Source organism: Nannocystis exedens (assembly GCF_002343915.1).
GTDB classification, from domain to species: Bacteria; Myxococcota_A; Polyangia; order Nannocystales; family Nannocystaceae; genus Nannocystis; species Nannocystis exedens.
In genome coordinates this window covers 407,837-429,099 of the sequence record NZ_NETK01000001.1, presented here as the reverse complement: position 1 = coordinate 429,099, position 21,263 = coordinate 407,837, and the positions used below count along the sequence as shown (strand labels likewise).

Below are 21,263 nucleotides of genomic sequence, written 5' to 3'. Positions count from 1 at the left end.
CCCTATGGCAGCCTTCGCATGCCGCTCGCACGGCGGACGCCCCCCCGGGGCGTCGCCCCTTGAGGCTTTCTATGTCCGAACTCCGCTCCGTCCTGTTTCAGTTCCTGACCCATCCGTCTGACCCGGCACGGCGCAGTGAACTCGCCGCGTCGCTGGCATCGGTCGACCTGGCGGCGGCGCGCGCCGAGGCCAAGCAGGACCCCGGCTCCGGGGACGCCGCCGCGAAGGTCGTCGGCCGCATGATCCTCGACGGCGCCAGCAACGAGGAGGTCGTCGAGTTCGCCAAGCTGGCGGCGCAGAAGGCCCCGCGCGAGGGCGCGGGCAACGACGTGGCCCTGCTGGCGGGCGTGGTGGTGTGGCGGCTGTCGGGCCAGTCGACCCAGGCCGAACCTTACTTCCGCCGGGTCCGCCGCAACGAGCCCGCCAATCCTCAGATCCTCGCCTTTTATCGCGAGATGTTCTCGGCCGGCGCCGACGCGAGCCAGCTCATGCAGGTGCTGGTGCAGGCGCGGCGCTCTCTGAAGAAGGAAGACACCGATCAGCGCTTCGCCCTCGCCCACGAGATGGCCGACCTCGCCGAGAAGAAGCTCGGCAGCATCGACCGGGCGATCGAGGTCTGGCGCTCGGTGCTGCGTGAGGACGGCTACGACCCGCGGGCCGCCAAGGCGCTCGAGCGGCTGTACCGCGAGGGGCAGAAGTGGACGGCGCTGGTCGAGCTGCTGAAGGAAGAGTTCGACCGCGTCGCCGACCGGCCCGAGAACCGCGAGGAGCGGATCGCACGTCTGCTCGAGATCGCCGAGCTGTACCGCGACCAGCTGCGCCTCGACGCGATGGCGCTGGCGACCCTGCAGCGGATCCTCGACATCAACCCCCGCCACGCCGCCACCATCAAGGCGCTGGCCGACACCTACGGCGCGTCGGGCCGCTGGAACGACCTGCTCACCGTCTATAACCGCCTGCTGGACGCCGCGCGGGCCGAGAAGGACGTCCCGCGCCAGGTCGACATGCTGCGCCGGATCTCGAGCATCTGGGTCGACCAGCTCGACAACGCCAGCAAGGGGATGGAGTCGCTGCACGAGGCGCTGCGGCTTCAGCCCGACGACCGCGAGACCCGCGACGCGCTGGCCCGGATCCACGAGCTGCGCAAGGACTGGCGCGCGCTCATCGACCTGCGCAAGGACGAGCTGGCCGGCGCCAGCGGCGAGCGGGCCTGCGAGCTCCGGATCGCGCTGGCCCGGATCGCCGAGGAGAAGCTGAACGACCGCGCAGAGGCGATCGCAGGCTGGCGCGAGGTGCTCGCGCAGCACGGCGACGTCGAGGAAGCCTTCGTCGCCCTGATCGCCCTCTACGAGCGCGACGGCCGGTGGGCCGAGGCGGCCGAGATCCTGCGCCGCCAGATCGACGCCGCCGAGGCGCCGGTGCGCAAGGTCGAGCTGCTCGGCCGTCTGGCTCATCTCCAGGCCGATCGGCTCGCGCAGCCCGACGCCGCGATCGAGACCTGGGCCGCGGTCGCTCGCCTCGACCCGACCCACCACGAGGCCAGCAACGCCCTGCGCGAGGCCTACGTCGCCGCCGGCCGCTGGGACGATCTGGTGGCCCTCTACGAGGCGCAGGGTCGCCTCGGCGACGTGCTCGACGTGCTCTACGCCGCGGCCGAGCAGATGCCCGACGAGGAGCGGCGGATCGCGCTGTACCAGCGGATCGCCGGCCTCGCGCGCGACCGCTTGAACGCGCCCGAGCGCGGGCTCACGGCGCTCGAGCGGGTGCTGGCGCTGCGTCCGAACGACCTGGCGGTGGCCCGCGAGCTGCTGCCGATCTACCGCGAGCAGGGCGCCTGGACCCGCATGGTGGCGACCTACGAGGTGCTGCTGGCCGGCGCGGCCGACGACGACGACCGCCTCGAGCTGATCGCGGTGATGCGCGACATCGCCCTGCAGAAGCTGAACGACCCGAAGCAGGCGATGCAGTGGGCGGCGCGGGCTTACGAGCTGCGGCCGACCGACGGGGTGCTGCGCGCCAACCTCGAGGCGGCGGCCGGGCGGGCCGACGGCTGGGCCGAGCTGAGCGCGATCTACGAGCGCCGGATCGCCGCGGCCGACTGCGACAACGCCGAGCGGCTCGAGCTGCTCGACAAGCTGGCGACGATCGCCCGCGAGCGGCTCGGCGAGCCGCTCGAGGCGCAGCGGTTCTTCCGCCAGATCCTCGACCTCGACCCGGCCAACAAGGTGGCCCACGCGGCGCTCGAGGAGATCTACACCGCGACGTCGCGCTGGGCCGACCTCGCCGGCGTGTTCCTCACGCGGCTGTCGGTCACCAAGGAGAACAACGTGCGCCTGCCGCTGCTGCGCCGCGTCGGCGCGCTGCAGGAGCACAAGGTCGGCGACCTCGACGCCGCGATCGAGACCTACCGCGAGATCCTGACCCTCGCGCCCGGCGACCACGAGGCCCTCGACGCGCTGACCCGGCTCTACCGCGCCCGCGCTCGCTGGGCCGAGCTGGCCGAGGTGCTGCAGCGCCGGCTCGACTCGGGCGACCTCGGCAACGACCGGATCCCGGTGTTGTTCGAGCTGTCGCAGCTGCACGCGACCCGCCTGCTCAACTCGCAGAAGGCGATCGCCGGCTTCCTGCAGATCCTCGACGTCGAGCCCGATCACCTGCCGACGATCGACGCGCTCGAGGTGCTGCGCCGCTTCGACCCGTCGAGCGCGCTCGCCATTATGCGCGGCCTCTTGCCGTACTACCGCAGCATCCACGACCACGGCCGCGAGGCCGAGGCGATGGAGGTCATCACCATGGCCGAGCCGGACGTCGCCACGCGGGCGGCCGGGCTGGCCAGCCTCGCCGCGCTGTACAGCCAGATGGAGGGCCGCCGCGCCGACGCGCTCCGCGTCCGCCGCGAGCTGTTCGTGATGAACCCCGAGGACGCCGCGCTGCGCAGCGAGGTCGAGCGGACCGGCCGCGAGCTGCAGCGCATGGACCTGGTCGCCGGCGCGTACGGGCAGATCCTGCAGAACATGCGCAGGGCCGAGGAGGCCGCCGAGGCCGAGGGGCGGCCGGTGTCGAAGGAGCACCAGGCGCTCTACAAGGACCTGCTGCTGGCCCGCGCCGTCGCGCTGCGCGACGACCTCCAGCAGTACGACGAGGCCGAGGCGGCGTTCGCCGAGCTGCTCGACCGCGACGAGACCCACGAGGTCGCCTACCACGCGCTCGACGAGCTGCTGACCCGCCGCGGCGCGCACGAGGAGCTGATGAAGCTCTACCGTCGGCGCGCCGACATCATCTTCGACGCCGGCGAGCAGAAGCGCCTGCTCGAGAAGATCATCGCCATCGCCCGCGACGTCCTGAATCACCGCGAGGTCGCGACCCGCACCGCCGAGGAGCTGCTCGACCTCGTGCCCGAGGACCTCGGCGCGATGGCCACGCTGGCCGGCATGTACGAGTTCAGCGAGCGTCAGGACGACCACTACGCGCTCGAGGAGCTGCTCGGTCGCTGGGCCGAGCGCGTCGACAACGACGCCGAGCGCCACGATCTGGCCAGCCGCCGCGCCGGCCTGCGCATGGACAAGCTGAGCGACGCCTACGGCGCCGTCGACCTGCTGCAGGGGGTCATCGCCGCCGACCCGAACCACGAGCACGCGCGCAAGCTGCTCGAGCGGCTGCTCGACCACCCCGACGTCCAGCTCCAGGTCGCCAACCTGCTCGAGCCGATCTACGACGCGCTCAAGGACTACGGCGCGCAGGTGAGGGTGCTGCGCGTCCGCCGGGCCCAGGCCGAGGCGCTCGGCTCGACCGACGCCGCGACCACGCACCTCCTCGAGATCGCCCGCATCCAGGAGAGCGAGCTCGGCGACGCCGAGTCCGCGTTCGCGGCGGTGCGCGAGGCCTACCTGCTCGACCCGCGCCGCGCCGACGCCCGCACCGAGCTGCAGCGCCTCGGCGTCGAGCTCGAGAAGCAGCGCGAGCTGGTCGAGGTGTGGCAGCAGGCGCTCGCCAAGCTCCCGGACAACAACTCGAAGATCGAGCTGCTGTCGCGGATCGCGGTCGTGCTCGACGCCCACCTCGACGACCGCGACGGCGCGCGCAAGGCCTACGCCGATCTGCTCGCGCTCGAGCCGTCCGACGCCGACCTGGCCAAGCGGGCCACGCTGGCGCTGACGCGGCTGCACCGCGCCGCCGGCGACGCCAGGGCGCTGGTCGACGGCCTGCGCGGCCTGCTGCGCTACGTCGACAAGGACGCCGAGCAGGTCCGGATCCTGCTCGAGATCGCCGAGCTGCACGCCGACAAGCTCGAGGACTCGAAGGGCGCCGCGGCGACCTACGTCGAGGTCCTCGACATCGACCCGGGCAACTTCCAGGCGCTCGACGCCCTCGAGCGGATCTACGTCGAAGGCGGCGAGTGGGAGGCGCTGTGTCGCGTGCTCCGCCAGCGGGTGATGAGCACCGACGACCCGTTCGAGCAGGCCCGCCTGTGGCGCAAGGTCGGCGAGATCCAGCGCGACCACCTCGGCGATCCGCACCAGGCGATCGAGGCGTTCCAGTGGATCGTCGACCTCGCCGTCGCGCCGAAGGAGACGCAGGCCGCGCTCGACGCGATCGTCCGCCTCAACATCGACCTCGAGCGCTGGCCCGACGCCGAGGAGGGCCTGCGCCGCCTGATCGCCCTCGCCACCGACGACGAGCGCAAGGCCGAGCTGCTCGGCCGCGCCGCCGAGGTCGTCGGCGACAAGCTCGGCCGCTACGCCGACGCCACCGAGCTGCTCGAGGAGGTGCTGCGCCTCGACCCGCGCGACCAGCGGGCCCGCGCGACCTTGACCGAGTACCTCTCGCGCGACGAGATCCGCGATCGGGTGATCGCGGTGCTGTACCCGCTCTACGAGTCGGAGCAGAACTGGCGCGCGCTGCTCGACCTCGAGGAGCGGCAGGCCCGGCACCAGCCGGCCGGGCGCAACCGCATGCTCGCGCTGCTGCAGGTCGCGCGCATCCACGAGGAGCGGCTCAGCGATCCGGGGCGATCGTTCGAGGTGCTGGTCGAGACGCTGGCCGAGGCCGGCGAGCAGGAGGAGATCGTCGAGGTGCTCGACCGCATCGATCGCCTCGGCAACGAGCTCGGCCGCCACGAGGCGGTCCACGACGCGTACCTGCAGCACGTCGACAATGTCAGCAGCTCGGCGGTCGCCCACCGCATGCTCGGCTCGATCGGCCGCATCGCGCGCCTGCTCGGCCGCAACGACTCGGCCCGCCGCGCCTACGAGCGCCTGTTCGAGGCCAGCCCCGCCGACATCCACGCCGCGGAGGCGCTGGAGCAGGTGCTGGTCGAGGAGAACGACTACACCGCGCTGGCCGAGCTGTTGGTCCGCCGGGCCCAGCGCAGCGACAGCGACCTGGTGCGCGACGCGTTCCTGATCCGCGCCGCCGAGCTGTACCGCACCAAGCTCGACCGCCTCGAGGACGCGATCGACCTGTACCAAAAGACATCCGCGTCGGCGCAGCGCAGCGACGAGGTGCAGGCGGTGCTCGGGCCGCTGTACGAGAAGACCGAGCGCTGGGGCGACCTGGCCGAGTTCCTGCGCCGGCGGCTCGAGGGCCTGTCGGGGCGCGAGCTCGTCGACACCCACCTGCGCCTGGCCCAGCTCTACCGCGAGCAGCTCGGCGACCTCAGCGAGGGCCTGCGGCAGTTCGCCGAGGCGCTCAAGGCCGACCCCGAGTACGTCGTCGGCACCGAGCAGCTCGAGCGCTACCTGACCGACGAGGACCTGCGGCCGCAGGTCATCGCCCAGCTCGAGCCGGTGTTCACCGCGGTCGGCGATTGGCCGCGCCTGGTCCACATCCAGGAGCTGCGCCTGCTCGAGGCCGGCGACGACACCCGGGCCCGGATCCCGATCCTCCTGAAGATCGCCCGGATCTACGAGGACCAGATCGAGAACCTCGAGGGCGCCTTCAACACGGCCGTCCGCGCGTTCGCCGAGGACCCGACCGACCGCAGCGTGCGCGAGCTGCTGAACCGCCTGGCCCACGCGCTCAACCGCGTCGAGGACCTGGCGCAGCTCTACACCAAGTACGCCGACGACAACGCCGGCGACGAGGGCGACGACACGCTGGCGATCGTGCGCGAGGCCGCCGAGCTGTGGTCGGTCGCGCTCGGCCAGCCGCGCCGCGCGGTGCCGCTGTACCAGCGGCTCATCGAGGCCCGCCCCGACGACCGCACGGTGTTCCCGGCGCTCGAGGTGGCGCTGACGCAGGCCGAGATGTACCCCGAGCTGGCGGTCGCGTACTGGCACGAGGCCGACACCTCGCTCGACGAGGGCCGGCAGCTCGAGGTGCTGCAGCGCCTGGCCGAGCTGTCGCTCGGGATCCTCGACGACGCGGACCAGGCGATCCGCGCCTACCGCCGCGTGCTCGAGGCGCAGCCCGATCACGAGGCGGCGCGCTCGCGGCTCGAGCAGGTCTACGCCCAGCGCGAGCGCTGGGACGACCTCATCGAGCTGCTGCGCGAGCGCCTGGTCCGCACCGAGTCGCCCGGCGAGCGCGAGGTGGTGCTGCTCAACATCGCCGACCTGCAGGAGGAGCGGCTCGGCAGCGTCGACGCGGCGCTCGACACCGTCGAGCTGCTGCTCACCGAGCAGCCGGGCAACGCCGGCGCGGTCGGGACGCTCGAGCGGATGGCCGAGTCCCACGAGGCCCAGCGCGTGCGGATCTTCGGGGTGCTGCGGCCGATCTACGAGGCCACCGGCAACGTCATGCGCCTGATCGCGGTCGACGAGTGGCAGCTGACGCAGACGGAGGACCCGGCGCAGCGCCACCAGATCTACCGCGAGATCGCGGCTTACTACGCCGGCCTCGATCAGGGCCAGGCGTACGCGTTCCGCACGCTGGCGCGCGCGCTGGCGGAGCCCGGTCCGGCCGGGGTGCTCGAGTCGCTCGACGCCGAGATCCAGCAGATCGCCCGCACCCACGGCTGGCTCGACGAGCTGCGCCAGGCGCTGTTGATGGCCGCCGAGGCCGAGACGCTGCAGTCCGACGCCGACCGCCGGGTCGCGCTCGAGCTGCAGGCCGCGCAGATCGCCATCGACATCGGCGACAACGACGGCGCCGCCCGTACCTTGCGACATGCCCTCGAGGTCATGCCCGATCAGCCAGAGGTGCTGGCGCTCCTCGACGAGGCGCTGGCCGGGCTGGCCGACTTCGAAGGCCTGCGCGGGGTGCTCGAGCGGCGGGTCGCCGTCGCCGAGGACGACGAGGACCGGATCGTCCTGCTGCGCCGCCTGGCCCGCCTGGTCGAGGAGGGCCTCGGCCAGCCGGAGGCGGCCGAGGGCGTGTGGCAGCGGATCCTCGACATCGAGCCGAACAGCACCGACGCGATGAACCGCCTGCGCCGGCTGTACGCCGCCCGCGGCGCGTACGACCTGCTGATCGCGGTCATCGGCCGTCAGATCGACGCCGCCGACGATCCGGCGGTCCGCACCTCCCTGCGCAAGGAGCTGGCCAGGATCCACCGCGAGGCCCGCTCCGACCGCGAGGCGGAGATCGAGACGCTGCGGCAGCTGCTGCTCGACGCGCCCGAGGACGACGAGGCGCTGGCGATGCTGGCCCAGGCGCTGCTGGCCCAGGACCGCCACCGCGAGGCCGGCGACGTGATGCTCGAGCGCGCCGCGATCGCGCCGAGCCGCGAGCGGCGGGTCGGCCTGCTGCTCGAGGTGGCGCGGCTGCACATCGGTCCGCTCGGCGACGCCGTCGGGGCGATGGCGCACTACGAGTCGGTGTTCCAGGTGACGCCGGGCCAGCCGGAGGCGATCGCCGACCTGATGCGGCTGGTCCGCGACAAGACCAGCTCGGACGCCGCGTCGACGCTGGTCATCCCGCAGCTCGAGCAGATCGGGCGCTGGGCCGACCTCGCCGAGGTCTACAAGGCCCGCTCCGAGCTGACCGAGGACCCGGCCGAGGCCGCCGAGGCGCTGCGCCAGCTGGCGCGGATCCGCTACGAGCGGCTCAACGATCCGCGGGGCAGCCTCGAGGCCTCCAACCTGCTGCTCGACCGCGTCGCCGCCGACGAGATGCGACCTGTCCTCGAGTACACGGCCCGCCTGTCTGTCCTTTTGGACAGGGCCGAGGAGCACGTCGAGTCGCTGGCGCGGCGGGCCGCGGTCGAGACGCTCGACCCGGCGGCGCGCCTGCTCATCGCCCAGGCCGCGGCCGGGGTGGCCGAGGAGATCCTCGGCGACCGCGCTCGCGCGCTCGGGCTGCTGGCGACGATGCTCGACGCCGGGATCGCCGACGAGGCGACCGCGCGCCACATCGAGCGCCTGGCCCGCGCCGGCGGCGAGAAGCGCCTCCTGGCCCGGGCCCTGCGCGAGTCGGCCAAGCTGGCGCTCGGCCAGGCCGGGCGCGCCGACATCCTGGTGCGGCTCGGCGACGCCGAGTTCGACACCGGCGAGCTCACCGGCGCGACCGAGGCCTACCGCGACGCGCTCGACGAGCGACCCGGCTTCGCCGGCGCGGTGGCCGGGCTCGAGCGGGTGCTCGACCGCCTGCAGAAGACCGGCGGCGAGATCGGGCCGACGCTCATCGAGCCGCTCGAGAACTCGTACCACCTGGCCGGCAACCGGCCGGGCCTGGCCAAGCTGGCGCGGCTGCGCCTGCAGAGCGCGACCGGGGCCGACCGCGCCGCCGCGCTCGAGAACCTCGGCCGCCTGGTCGACGAGGGCGGCGGGTCGCCGGACGAGGCGCTCGAGGCGTGGGGCAACCTGCTGCAGCTCGACGCGGCGCACCCGCTGGCGATCGAGCGGGTGGTCGCGCTGGCCGCCAACAAGCAGCTGCTGATCAAGGCGGTGCAGTTCATGGCCGGGGCGATCGACGCCGCCCGCGAGGAGTCGCGCTCGTGCAGCCAGCTCTGCATCGAGACGACCAAGATCCTGCTCCGCGACCTGCGCCAGTACACCGCGGCCCTGCGGGCGCTGGCGCCGGTGCTGGCCGAGAACCCCGACAACCTCGAGGCGCTCGAGCTGCAGATCATGGCCTCGCGCGCGGCCGGCGAGCTGCCGACGCTGCACGACGCGCTGGTCCGCTACGCGCGGCTGGCGAGCAACCCCGACCTGTCGATCCCGCTGCTGCAGGAGGCGGCCAACGTCGCCGAGGCGCAGGCCGAGCCGATCACGGCGATCGCCGACCTGCGCGCGCTGCTCGAGTTCGATCAGAGCCACGAGCAGGCCTGGACGCGGCTGTTGCAGCTGCTCGAGGTGACGCAGGACACGGGCGGCCTGATCAGCGCCCTCGATCAGCGGATCACGATCACCGCCGACGAGAACGAGCGCCGCAACCTGCGGCTCAAGCTGGCCCACCTGCAGGTCGAGGTCGGCAAGGTCGACGACGCGGTCACCATCTACAACGACATGCTCGGGGCCCGGCCCGACGACCTGCAGGCGATGCAGGAGCTCGAGAACCTGCAGCGCCGGCTCGGCAACTGGCGCGAGGTCCGCGACGTGCTCGAGCGCAAGCTCGACCTGCTGCAGGCGGGTCAGCGCGTGCCGGTGCTCGAGGAGATGGCGGTGCTGTCGGAGGAGAAGCTCGGCGACGTCGACGAGGCGATCGAGCGTCACCGCCGGCTGCTGCTGGAAGCGCCGCGGCACACGCCGAGCCTGGTCGCGCTGTGGCGGCTCTACGAGGGCGCCGAGAAGTGGGAGGACCTGTCGGAGCTGCTCGAGCAGTTCCTCGCGGTCCTGCGCGAGGTCGGCGGCGTCGACCAGCGGCGCGAGGTCGGCCTGCGGCTGGCCGAGCTGTACTCGGAGCGCCTCGGCGAGGCCGAGAAGGCGCGCGAGCTGCTGAACGAGCTGCTGCAGACCGACCCGAACTCGGTGCCGGCGCTGATGGCCCTGGCCGCGGTCGAGGAGCAGCAGGGCAACGACGAGGCGATGCAGGAGCTGCTGCAGCGCGCGGCGGCCCTGCAGCCCCAAGGCACCGTCGGCGCCGACCTGCAGCTGCGGCTGGCGCGGCTGGCCGAGACGCCCGAGAAGCAGCGCGAGCACCTCGAGATGGCGCTCCACCTCCACCCGGCCAACATCGAGGCGGCCCGCACGCTGCTCGAGCTCAGCCGCAAGGAGGGCTACTGGGAGCAGGTCGCCTACCTGCTGGCGCTGCTGGCCAGCTATGCGACCGGCGAGGAGCAGCGCAAGCTGATCCTCGAGCGCGTCGACCTGCTGGTCGAGAAGGTCGGCGACGTCGAGGAGGCCCTGCGCGCGCTGGCCCCGGTCTACGAGGTCGTCCAGGACGACGTCGAGATCAACCGCCGGATCGCCGACGCGCTGTTCGTCAGCGGCCGCTTCGAGGACGCCGGCGGCATGTACGCCTGGCTGGTGCAGGTCGCCTCGGCCCAGCCGAAGAAGACCAAGCTGCTCGCGCACTACCTGACGCGCATGGCCCGGATCGCCCTCGCCAGCGAGACCCCGGACATGAAGGCGGCCCTCGACAAGCTCAAGGACGCCTACAAGATCGACACCACCAACGCCGAGACGATGGTGCTCCTCACCGACGTCTACGCCCACCAGAACGCGTGGGACGACTCGCTCAAGCTGGCCCGCGCGATGCTGCTGCAGAACGTCGACCAGTCGGGCATGGTCCGCCGCGGCGACATCTACCTCCGCCTCGCCAACGCGCACCTGGGGCTGAAGGAGACGTCGAAGGCGCTGTCGATGCTGCGCCGCGGCCTCGAGGAGGACCCGGAGCACCCGGAGCTCGGCAACAAGATCCGGGAGATCCAGGCGTCCGCCTGAGCCCCGCCGGGCGACGGGCCGCGCGCCCGTCGCCCGTGTCTTTTTAAACAGGGCCCGAAGGACAGGAACCAGGGGACATGCCCGTACGGATCGGCGACCACGACCTCGCCGCGCCCAAGGGCCACACGGCCGGGACGCACCGCACGCGCAGTCCGGCCGCGACCCTGGCGGCCTACCGCCCATTGATGCCGCGCCTCGGCATCACCCGCCTCGCCGACGTCACCGGCCTCGACGTCGTCGGGGTGCCGGTGGTCCAGGCGGTGCGCCCGAACGCGCGCTCGGTCAGCGTGTCGCAGGGCAAGGGCGCCGATCGCGAGGCCGCGGCCGCGTCGGCGCTGATGGAGGCGATCGAGGGCTGGCACGGCGAGCGCGTGGCGGTGCCGCTGCGGTGGGAGCGGGCGGCGGCGCTGCGGCGCGAGGGCCAGGCGGTCGTCGACCTGCACGCGCTGCCGCGCCGCGCAGGCGCCGAGGTGCGCGAGGACCTGCCGCTCTTGTGGTGCCTCGGCTGGGACCTGCTGGCGGGGCGGCCGACGTGGGTGCCGCACGCGTGCGTGAGCGTCGACTTCGTCCGTGACCCCCGCGAGCCGCTGCCGCCGTTCATCGAGAGCACCAGCGGGCTGGCCTCCGGCAACCACCTGCTCGAGGCGATCGTGCATGCGCTGTGCGAGCTGATCGAGCGCGACGCGACCGCGCTCGCGCCGCTCGAGATCGACGACGCACGGCGCGTCGACCTCGCCGCGGTGACCGACCCGAGCTGCCGCGAGGTGCTCACCCGCCTGCACGCGGCGGCGCTCGCGGTCGGCGCGGTCGACATCACCTCCGACCTCGGCGTGCCGACCTACGCCTGCCGGATCGTCGACCGCCCGGGCGCGCCGCGCTGGGCCGCCCGCGGGGCCTGCGGCGGCTACGGGGCCCACCTCGATTCGGCGGTGGCGCTGCTGCGCGCGCTGACCGAGGCGGTGCAGAGCCGGCTGACGCTGATCGCCGGCAGCCGCGACGACCTGTCCCCGAAGACATACGAGGCGTTCACCGACCCGCAGGCCGGCGCCGAGGAGGCCGCGGCGCTGGCCGCCGCGCGCCCGCAGCGGGCGCTCGGCCCCACCCTGGCGACCGACAGCTTCGACGGCGACCTCGAGCTGCTGCTCGCCCGCGTGCGCGCGGCCGGGTGTACCAGCGCGGTGGTGGTCGACCTGACGCGCGCGGAGATCGGGGTGCCGGTGGCCCGGGTGGTCGTGCCTGGCCTCGAGGGCAGGTTCGCCGGGATGGCCCCCGGGCCGCGCGCGCGGGCCCGCGGAGCTCGCCGAGCGCGCTGAGCCTGTGGTCGAAGGGACATGTGCGAAGGGACATGGGCGTCGCGCGGCGAGGCGGGGCCGGACGACGACCACGACGAACTTCGCGCGATCGGACCGGGGCGCGCCGCATGGCCGAGGACGGCGCGGCCCGTGCGTCAGGCGGGCGGCGATGCAGCGGTCCCGGGAGACATGTTCCCATGGACAGAAGTTCGCCGGCGGCGGACTCATCGCGTGACCGCGGACCGCTCCACTCGAGCGGCCCGGGTGGCTGCCCCTGATCGGGGTCGTCCGTGGTCCGGTGCTCGCGGCGGTGCTCCGGTCGCCGGGGTCGCTGCGGCGGCGACGTGCCTCGGGGGGCGTGCGCGCGGGCGGCGGAGCGGGTACCTTGTGGAGCGTGACCGCGACCCGCAGCGACGAGCAGCTGCTGGCGGCCTGGCGCGCGGGCGAGCGCCGGGCCGGGGAGCAGCTGTTCGAGCGCTACTACGAGCCGGTGGCGCGCTTCTTCTTCAACAAGACCGACGCCGGGGCGGAGCTGATCCAGCAGACGTTCTTGGCCTGCGTCGAGGGGGCGGCGAAGTTCCGCGGCGAGGGCAGCTTCCGCAGCTTCGTGTTCGCCATCGCCTACCGCCAGCTGTGCCGCCACTACCGCGACCGCAAGGGCGACCGCCTCGACTTCACCGAGGTCTCGATCGCGGCGATGGAGCCGTCGCCGAGCCAGGCGATGGTCGAGGGCGAGGAGCTCAAGCTGCTGCTCGCCGGGTTGCGACGGATCCCCGTCGACTGCCAGGTCGCGCTCGAGCTGCTCTACTGGGAGCAGCTGACGACCGCCGAGATGGCGGCGGTGCTCGAGATCCCCGAGGGCACGGTGAAGTCGCGGCTGCGACGCGGGCGCGCGCTGCTGCGCGAGGCGATCGAGGCGCTGGCCAAAAGCCCCGACCTGGCGGCCAGCACGCTGCTGGGGATCGACACGTGGGCGGGGGCGCTGCGGGCCCGGGCGGGCCTCGCGGAGGGCCCGCGCGGGGAGTGACGATTTCAGTGATCCGGACCGGACCGGTTGGAACCACTGCGGGCAGGAGCGAGGCCCCCGCATGGTTCAGGCGCAAGTCCAGGAGTCCGTCATGAAGATCGTCGACGTCGACGAGACGTCCCCCGACCGCAGCGAGGTCGACGTGTCGGCCGACGCCGACACCCTGGCGACGCCGCGGCTGCGCCCCGAGGTGCTCGGCGACGCGGCGCAGCGGCGCACCAAGGCGATGGTCCACGCGTCGCTGTTCAAGGGCGCGGGCGAGGCGCCGACGATCGGGCCGTACCAGGTGCTGAAGTGGCTCGGCGAGGGCGGGATGGGGGTCGTGTACGCGGCCTACGACGACAAGCTCGAGCGCAAGGTGGCGCTCAAGCTGATCCGCGGGGCGGCGCTGCAGCGCCCGCAGGGGCGGGCCCGGACGCTGCGCGAGGCGCGGGCGCTGGCCCGGCTGTCGCACCCCAACGTGGTCCACGTGTACCAGGTCGGCGAGGTCGACGACGAGGTGTTCGTGGCGATGGAGTTCCTCACCGGGCCGACGCTGCGCGAGTGGCTGGCGGCCGAGCCTCGGTCGTGGCGCGAGGTGCTGGCGGTGTTCCGCCAGGCGGGCGAGGGCCTGGCGGCGGCGCACCGGCAGGGCGTGGTGCACCGCGACTTCAAGCCGGCCAACGTGATCCTCGGCGACGACGGGCGCGTGCGCGTGGTCGACTTCGGGCTGGCGTACCTCGGCGACGGCGAGGCCGCGCCGGAGCTGCCGGCCGCGGGCGAGCCGACCGACGTGCTGCTGACGCAGACCGGCGCGGTGCTGGGGACGCCGGCGTACATGGCGGCCGAGCAGTTCGCCGGCGCACGCGGCGACGCGAAGACCGATCAGTTCAGCTTCTGCGCGGCCCTCTACGAGGCGCTGTACGGGCAGCGGCCGTTCGCCGGCGCCGACGTGCAGGCGCTGGCGACGGCGGTGGCCGAGGGCCGGGTGCGGGCGCCGAAGACGGGCCAGGAGGTGCCCGCGTGGTTGCAACGCGTGGTGCTGCGCGGCCTGCAGCCCGATCCCGCCGCGCGCTGGCCGTCGATGGACGCGCTGCTGTCGGCGCTGCAGCCGGCCGAGGCGCGGCTGCGCGGGCGGCTCGCGTGGGCCGTCGGCTCGACGGCCGCGCTGCTGGCCGGCGCCCTCATGTACGTGTCGACCACCGGAACGCCTGCCGCGTCGGCCCAGCAAGAGGACGTGGCCGCGGCGCGGGCCGAGTTGACGCGCACGCAGGACGCGAAGCGCCTGGCCGAGGCGCGCGCCGCGTTGACGCGCGACCCGGTGGAGACGATCCGCGCGCTGGCGCAGCTCGCCGGCGACGATCCGGGGCAGTGGAACGAGGCGCGCTTCCTCGCCGCGGCCGCGACGGCGCGCGGGCTGCCGGCCCAGGTGCTGCGGGCCGAGCGTCCGCTGGCCGAGGCGCTGCCGCTGGCGGGCGGGGAGGTCGTCGGGCGCGACGAGCTCGGGGCGGTGTGGCGGTGGAACATGTCCGATGGGACAGGTGAGCAGGTGCTCGCGCCCGGCGCGGCCAAGTCGCTGCTGGTCGCCCGCGGCGCGCCGGTGTGGGCGGTCGTCGGCGAAGCGTCGGTGCAGGTGTTCGGCGAGGGCGTGGCGCAGACGATCGACCTCCGCGCGGAGCGTGCGGGGAGCCTCGACGCCTGGGAGCTGGCGGCGGACGGGCGCTCGCTGGTGGCCTTCGCGTGGCCGCGCGCGGGCGATCCGGGCGGTCGCCTCGCGTTGCGGCTATGGGAGCTGTCGCGCCCCGACGCATCGCCGCGAGCGACCTCGCTGCCGCGCGGGGTGTGGCCGGCGATCGCGGCCGATGCCTCGACGGTAGCCTTCGCGGAGGACGGCGGGACACGGGTGATCCGGCCGCGCGACGGCAACGAGACGCGGCTCGAGTACGCGGGCCGACCGTTCGCCCTGACGGGGGACGCGCGGTTCGCCATCGCCCACCCGAAGGACGACGACGACGGGAGGATCGACGTGGTCGACCTCGAGACGGGCGCGTCGCGCCGGGTCAAGGCCGACTGGGGGAAGCCGGTCGGGGAGGGCGACGCGCTGTTCATGCGGCCGGAGTACGGACACCACGCGCTGTGGCGCGAGTCGCTGGCCACCGGCGCGGTCGTGTGGCGGATGCAGGTGCCGTCGCACGGCCGGCGGGTCGAAGAGCGCGTGCTCGTCGACCCGGCCGGCGACCACTTCCTGGTGGCGATCGGCGAGGACTGGGGCGTCGGCGACCTGCGCGCGGGCGGGCTGCGCTCGTTCGTGACTGTCCCGAGGGACAGGTTGCCGCGGTGGGGGGCCGACGGGGCGCTGATGGTGGTGCATCGCCACGAGGTGCGGATCCACCGGCCGGCGCCGGCGGCGGTGACGGTGCACAAGCGCGGGCCCGACTGCGCGCTGGCGCCGGCGGCTCGCTGGGCCGCGGCGACGCCGTGGGACCGGACGCGCGGCGAGTTCACGCGGATCGAGCTGGCGACGAACAAGACGGCGACGTTCCGCTGCCCGAGCCCTCCGTCCGCGGGGCCGGATCTGGGGGCCTACGGCCTGAACGCGTTCGTCGACGACGCGGGGCAGGTCACCGTGATCGGGGAGGGTGGCTACAACTGCTGGTGGGACGAGCAGCACGGCGCGCGCGTCGGCTCGCAGCCGTTGACGGGCTGGATCTTCGAGCTCCCGCGCGGGGTGGCGCGAGCGGTCGAGGCCGAGGTCGAGGTGTGGACCGGGCCGGACCAGCGGGCGCAGCGCTTCACCGCCGCGAGCAAGGTGGTCGACCTGCAGGCGAGCCCGTCGGGGGCGCGGCTGGCGGTGCGCAGCGAGAAGGGCGTCGAGCTGCTGGCGATCGACAGCGGCGCGGTGACGCCGGTGATCGCCGAGGCGAGCGCGGTCGAGCGCGGCGAGCTGATGGCGGGCGCGCTGGCGTGGAGCCCGGACAGCGCCCAGCTGGCGGTGCTGAGGCCGGTCGCGGGCTCGCTCGAGCTGACGCGCTGGGACGTGACGGGCTCGCCGCGCGAGCTCGAACGACATGTCCTGAAGGACAGCCCGGGACGGCCGCGCAACCGGGTGGCGTTCACGCCGTCGGGCAAGACGCTGGCGCTGACAAACCGCCACGAATCGTTGATGCTGGTCGTTCCGGGCGCGACGATGGAGGTCGCGACGCCCGAGCTGGCGTCGTTCGCCATGCGCGGCGAGACGGAGGCGCTCGGCATCGACTTTCGGGGCGGCGCGATCATGATCGACGTCGCGGCGGGGGAGGTGTCGCCGCTGGCGCCGAACCCGGACCTCGGATCGTCGACGAACCCGCCGATCCGCCGCGCCGCCGACGGCACGATGTGGGCCTGCGATGCGCTCGGACCGGGGACGCTGCTCGGAGCGCAGGAGTTCGCCGGCGAGTCGCCGCAGGCGGTGCGCTCGCGGATCGCGGCGCTCGTCGCGGCGCTGTGAGCGACGCCGGGCCGCTGCCGACAGCAGCGGCAGCGCCGGCGAACGAACGGCGCCGGGCCGTACGCTGTCGCTGGGGCGGCCCACGGCCGCGACAGCGCAGCGCCGGCGAACGAACGGCGCCGGGCCGTACGCTATCGCTGGGGCGGCCCATGGCTGGGACAGCGCGGCGCCGTTGGACCGACAGCGCTGGGACGGGCGAGGTGTCAGCCGCAGCCCCGCGCCGGCGAATGCTCTCTCGGCCGTGGCGTCAGCGGCGAGATGTCCGTCTCGCGCCCCGCTCCTGGAGGTTTTGCGGTAGTTTGCGGGCGTGACGGAGATGCTGCCAGCGCCGCTCCCGAGGGGCCTCGGCGAGGGCGCGCGTGGGCGCCAGGGGGCCTCTGCCGGACCGGCGCGGTCGCCCGCCGACGCTCGCGCGCGCGGTCGAGACGCAGGGTCGCGACCGGGTGAGTGGATGGTCTTGGGTACATGCCCTTGGGGACATGTATTCACGGCCATGTTTGAATGCGGCTCGTCGCGGGTGCGAGGTGCGGCATGAGCGGCCTCGTGGTGTTCCTCGGGCCGACGCTGCCCAGCGCGGAGGCGTCGCTGCACACGACGGCCAACATCCTGCCGCCGGCGCGGCTCGGCGACGTGTACGACGCGGTCACGCGGCAGGGGGCGCGGGCGATCGGCCTGATCGACGGGCTGTTCAACTCGGTGCCGGCGGTGTGGCACAAGGAGATCCTGTTCGCCCTGTCGCGCGGAGTGCGGGTGTTCGGGGCGGCCAGCATGGGCGCGCTGCGGGCGGCCGAGCTGCACGCGTTCGGCATGGAGGGCGTCGGCGCGGTGTTCGAGGCGTTCGCGCGCGGCGAGCTGACCGACGACGACGAGGTGACCGTGGCCCACGCGCCGGCCGAGGCGGGTTTCAGGCCGCTGTCGGAGGCGCTGGTCAACCTGCGCCACGGGCTCGACATGGCCGAGAAGGCAGGCTCGATCTCGGCGGCGGCGGCCGGGCGCCTGCTGGCCCACGCGAAGGCGACCTTCTACGCCGACCGCTCATGGCCGGCGCTGTTCCGGGCCGCGCCGGGGCTCGGCGTCGGCGAGGACGAGCTCGCGGGGCTGCGGGCGTTCGTCGGCCGGGTGCGACCGAACCGCAAGCGCGACGACGCGATCGCGCTGCTGCGGGCGATGACCGACGCGGGCGGCGAGGCGATGCCGCCGCACGTGGCGAGCTTCGAGTTCGAGGCGACGAGCTTCTGGGAGGCGATGATCGCCACGACCTCGCGCACCGAGGCGACGGCGCCGCGCGACGAGGCGCTGGCGCTGCACGCCCTGCTGTCGCCGGGCGGCGAGGAGCGCGGGCGCGGGGCGCTGCTGCTGGCGCTGGCGCTGGCCGAGGCCGAGCGGCGGGGGATCGAGGTCGACGGTGCGGCGATGAGCGCGGCGGCCGAGCGGATCCGCCGGGCGCTCGGCCTGCGCGACAAGCTGGCCATGAGTACATGGCTCAAAGAACAGGGCCTCGACCTGCCCGGTTCGCAGGCGCTGCTGCGGGCGGAGGCGATTGTCGACGCGCTCGGGCGGGAGCAGGCGCTGGCGGTGCGCAGCCTGGTGACGCTCGAGCTGCAGCGCCGCGGCGAGCTCGGGCGGGCGCGGGCGGAGCTGGCCGCGGCGGGGGATGTGGCGTGGTCGGACAGCGGGCTGTCGCGCGAGGCGCTGCTGCAGTGGTACGAGCGCGAGGTCCGCTGGCTCGGCGCCGACCTGCCGGCCGCGCTGCGCACGTTGGGGCTGGGGACGCTCGATCAGCTGCTCACGGCCATCGCGCGGGTCAAGGCGGCGATGGCGACCCCGCGCGGGCGCTGAGCGGGTGCTCCGCGCGGATGCTTCGCGGCCTGTGTCTCGCGCTCGTGCGCGGGGCGGATGCTTCGCGCTTCGACTCGAAGGTGGCTTGGATGCTTCGCGCTCCGAGCGTGGCGCCGATGCGTCGCGCTGCGAAAATCGCACGCGGGCCTTCGGGGCGCTCGAGCTTCGCGCTCATGCCTGGCGCGCCGTGTTTGGCGCTCGTGCGGGCGCTGTTGCTTCGCGCTCCGAGGTCCGCGCGCGAGCGCAGTGCTGGTGCTTCGCGGTCCGGGCTCGCAATGGAGCATGGCGCTGGTGCTTCGCGCTCCGGGCTTCGCAATGGAGCATGGCGCTGATGCTTCGCGCTCCGGGCTCGCAATGGAGCATGGCGCTGATGCTTCGCGCTCCGGGCTTCGCAAGGGAGCATGGCGCTGGTGCTTCGCCTCCGGGCTTCGCAATGGAGCGTGGCGGCTGGTGCTTCGCGCTCCGGGCTCGCGATGGAGCATGGCGCTGATGCTTCGCGCTCCGGGCTCGCAATGGAGCATGGCGCTGGTGCTTCGCGCCGTGCTTCCCACTCGTGGGTGGTGATCATGCTCGCGCGTCGCGCTCGAGCGTCGCGCCGGTGCGTGGCGCTCATGCTTCTCGCTCGTGCGAAGAGCGGCGCCCAGCGCGAGGGCTCGCGGGGCGGGCTCGGCGAGGCCCGCACCGCGGCAGTGACTCACCCGCCCGACAGCACGCGGGTGGCGACTTGCTTGAGCAGGTCGGAGTCGACCTGGTCCTTGTGCGTCTTCATGACCGCGCCGACGAGCTTGCCGACCTGCTTGGGGTCGGTGATGTTGTTGGCGGCGGCGGCCTCGCGGACGAGCGCCTCGGTCGCGGCCTCGTCGAGGCGGGTCGGCAGGAACTGCTCGCAGAAGCGGAGCTCGAACTGGGCCTCGGAGAGCAGCTGCTGGCCGCGGTCGCCCAGCTTCTCGTACTCGCCGATCGTCTTCTTGAGCTGCTTGACGTACGACTTGATGGTGTCGAGCCACAGCGCGTCGTTGTCCTCGGCGCCGGAGCCCGACTTGAGCTCGAGCAGGACCTTGCTCTTGAGCATGCCGATGACGTTCTTGGTCGCCTCGTCGCGGGCGAGGCGGGCCTCGCGCAGCTTGGCTTCGATCTGGTCTTTGACGGACATGAGGCCGCGGAAGATAACAAACAATTGGCCGAAGGCGCTTCAGCCGCCGCGAAAGCGCGGAGAACGGCGCTCCCGCGCCGCCGCCCGGCCCTCGCGGAAGTCCTCGCTGGTGTAGGCGACGCGGCGGGCCTGCTCGTGCGCGGCGAGCTCTTCGCCGGACGGACCGCCGCGGTCGAGCGCGCGCAGCAGGTCGCGGTGGGCACGGAGGCTCTGCGGCGCGCCCTGGCGCAGGCGGGCCGCGAAGGCCTCGCCGGCGCGGGCGAGCTCGTCGGGCGGGTGCAGGCTGACGAGGGCGCCGGCGCGGTGGGCCTCCTCGGCGCCGATCGCCTCGGCCGCGAGCAGCAGCCGCCGCGTCAGCGCCGGGCCGAACACGCGGTGCAGCAGGGCCACGCCGGCGGCGTGATAGACGACGCCGAGGCGCGCGGCCGGGACGGTGAAGCGGACGCCGTGGGCGGCGAGGCGCAGGTCGCAGGCCGCGAGCAGCTCGACGCCGGCGCCGAACACCTCGCCGTGGACGACGGCGACCAGAAGCCCGTCGCAGGCCTGCAGCGCGGCGGAGGCGGTGATCAAGGGCGAGTCGGGGGCGCTGGCGGCCGGGGCGTCGGCCTGTCCTTCGGGCAAGGCGTCGAGGTCGAAGCCGGCGCAGAAGCAGGGGCCGGGGGCCGCGTCGAGCAGCACGACGTCGCCGCGGAGCGCCCGCGCGCCGGCCTCGAGGGTCGCCAGCATGGCGGGGGTGAGGGCGTTGCGCTTGCGCGGGTGGCTGATCGTCCAGCGGCGCAGGCCCGGCGCCAGGACGGTCTCGATCACGCGGGCTTCGTCGCTCATCGTCCGCCTCCGGGGATGCGAGCGGGGCGGCCTGCGCGGACGAGCGCGCGCGGAGGTGCCTGGTCGAACGGACAGGTTTTCTCGGGCCGTCCGAGCGGCGACCGGGTGTGGAGCCGCATGGTCGAAAGGACAGGCTCGGGCGGAGCGTCTGTCGCCGGACGGTCGTTCACGGCGCGGGGGCGGGCGCGGGGTTGCTGGGGCCGGGGGCGTGGAGGGTGAGGCCCTTGCCGGCGGAGTCGGCGGACTTGGGCGGGAGCTCCGGCTTGAGCACGCCGGCCTCGACGTCGCGGCGGATCTTCTCGAGCTGCTGGGCCTGCGGGCTGTCGGGGTTCTGCAAGATCTTGCGGCGGAGCGCGTGGGCCCGCGCGCGCCGCTGCTCGGGCGTGAGGGTCTTCGGGTCGGACTCGATCAGCGCGATCTCTTCGGGCGTGAGCGGCGGCTCCTTCGGGATCTCGAGCTTCTCGCCGGCGGGCGCGGGCGTGGCGGCGGCGGCGGGGTGGGCGCGGGTGCGGCCGCCGGGCTCGGCGTGGGGGCCTTGGCGGCCTCGGCAGGGGCGCTCTTGGCGACCTCGGTGGGCGCAGGGGCCGTGGGGCCGCAGGCGGCGAGGAGGAGCGCGGCGATAAGCGAACGTCGCATGCGGCGCAGCATACCAGGCCGTCTGCAGGCCGCAGCAGCGTGTGATGCAAGTCCGCGCGGCGGGCGGGCGAGCGGGTCGCGGTGGGCACGGGCGGGGACGCAGCCGCCGATCCGGCCGGACGCCGGTTCGGGCCCACGGACGCGCCGGCCCGCGACGAAGGCGCGAGGGCGAGGCGCCAGCCGCAGGCCGCGGCCTGGAGAGAAGATGCTCCGAAGGACAGGTGGCTCCGGCCGCGGGCGCTCGACGATCGCGGGCGGATGC

The 21,263-nt window shown here is 73.9% G+C and carries 8 protein-coding genes; 5 read left to right on the top strand and 3 right to left on the bottom strand.

Annotated features, from left to right (window positions below; all coding sequences use genetic code 11):
- Window positions 1–71: 71 nt before the first annotated feature.
- The 5 genes from NAEX_RS49400 to NAEX_RS01545 all read left to right on the top strand — a co-directional run bounded on the left by NAEX_RS49400 (window position 72) and on the right by NAEX_RS01545 (window position 18,387).
- Entirely contained in the window at window positions 72–10,763 is a 10,692-nt protein-coding gene (locus NAEX_RS49400) for a tetratricopeptide repeat protein (protein ID WP_096325752.1), read from the top strand.
- A 77-nt stretch (window positions 10,764–10,840) separates the two neighbouring features.
- Window positions 10,841–12,076 carry a YcaO-like family protein gene (locus NAEX_RS01560; RefSeq protein WP_096325751.1) on the top strand — a complete coding sequence of 412 codons (1,236 nt, stop codon included), beginning with the start codon at window positions 10,841–10,843 and terminating at the stop codon, window positions 12,074–12,076.
- A gap of 373 nt (window positions 12,077–12,449) precedes the next feature.
- Window positions 12,450–13,082 carry an RNA polymerase sigma factor gene (locus NAEX_RS01555; protein WP_096325750.1) on the top strand — a complete coding sequence of 211 codons (633 nt, stop codon included), beginning with the start codon at window positions 12,450–12,452 and terminating at the stop codon, window positions 13,080–13,082.
- Between the two features lie 61 nt (window positions 13,083–13,143).
- Window positions 13,144–16,548: a serine/threonine-protein kinase gene (locus NAEX_RS53620; RefSeq protein WP_096325749.1), complete on the top strand. Its 3,405-nt coding sequence runs from the start codon at window positions 13,144–13,146 to the stop codon at window positions 16,546–16,548.
- A 531-nt stretch (window positions 16,549–17,079) separates the two neighbouring features.
- On the top strand, window positions 17,080–18,387 hold the full coding sequence (locus tag NAEX_RS01545; protein ID WP_170135363.1) for a TfuA-like protein: 1,308 nt from the start codon (window positions 17,080–17,082) through the stop codon (window positions 18,385–18,387).
- Window positions 18,388–19,081: 694 nt separating this feature from the next.
- Here the strand turns inward: NAEX_RS01545 and NAEX_RS01540 are convergent.
- The 3 genes from NAEX_RS01540 to NAEX_RS49395 form a co-directional block, all read right to left on the bottom strand.
- Window positions 19,082–19,540 carry a GatB/YqeY domain-containing protein gene (locus NAEX_RS01540; RefSeq protein WP_096325747.1) on the bottom strand — a complete coding sequence of 153 codons (459 nt, stop codon included), beginning with the start codon at window positions 19,538–19,540 and terminating at the stop codon, window positions 19,082–19,084.
- A 39-nt stretch (window positions 19,541–19,579) separates the two neighbouring features.
- Window positions 19,580–20,365, bottom strand: coding sequence for an enoyl-CoA hydratase/isomerase family protein (locus tag NAEX_RS01535; protein ID WP_096325746.1), 786 nt, complete (start codon window positions 20,363–20,365; stop codon window positions 19,580–19,582).
- A 166-nt stretch (window positions 20,366–20,531) separates the two neighbouring features.
- Window positions 20,532–20,702, bottom strand: coding sequence for a hypothetical protein (locus NAEX_RS49395; protein ID WP_170135362.1), 171 nt, complete (start codon window positions 20,700–20,702; stop codon window positions 20,532–20,534).
- Window positions 20,703–21,263: the final 561 nt, after the last annotated feature.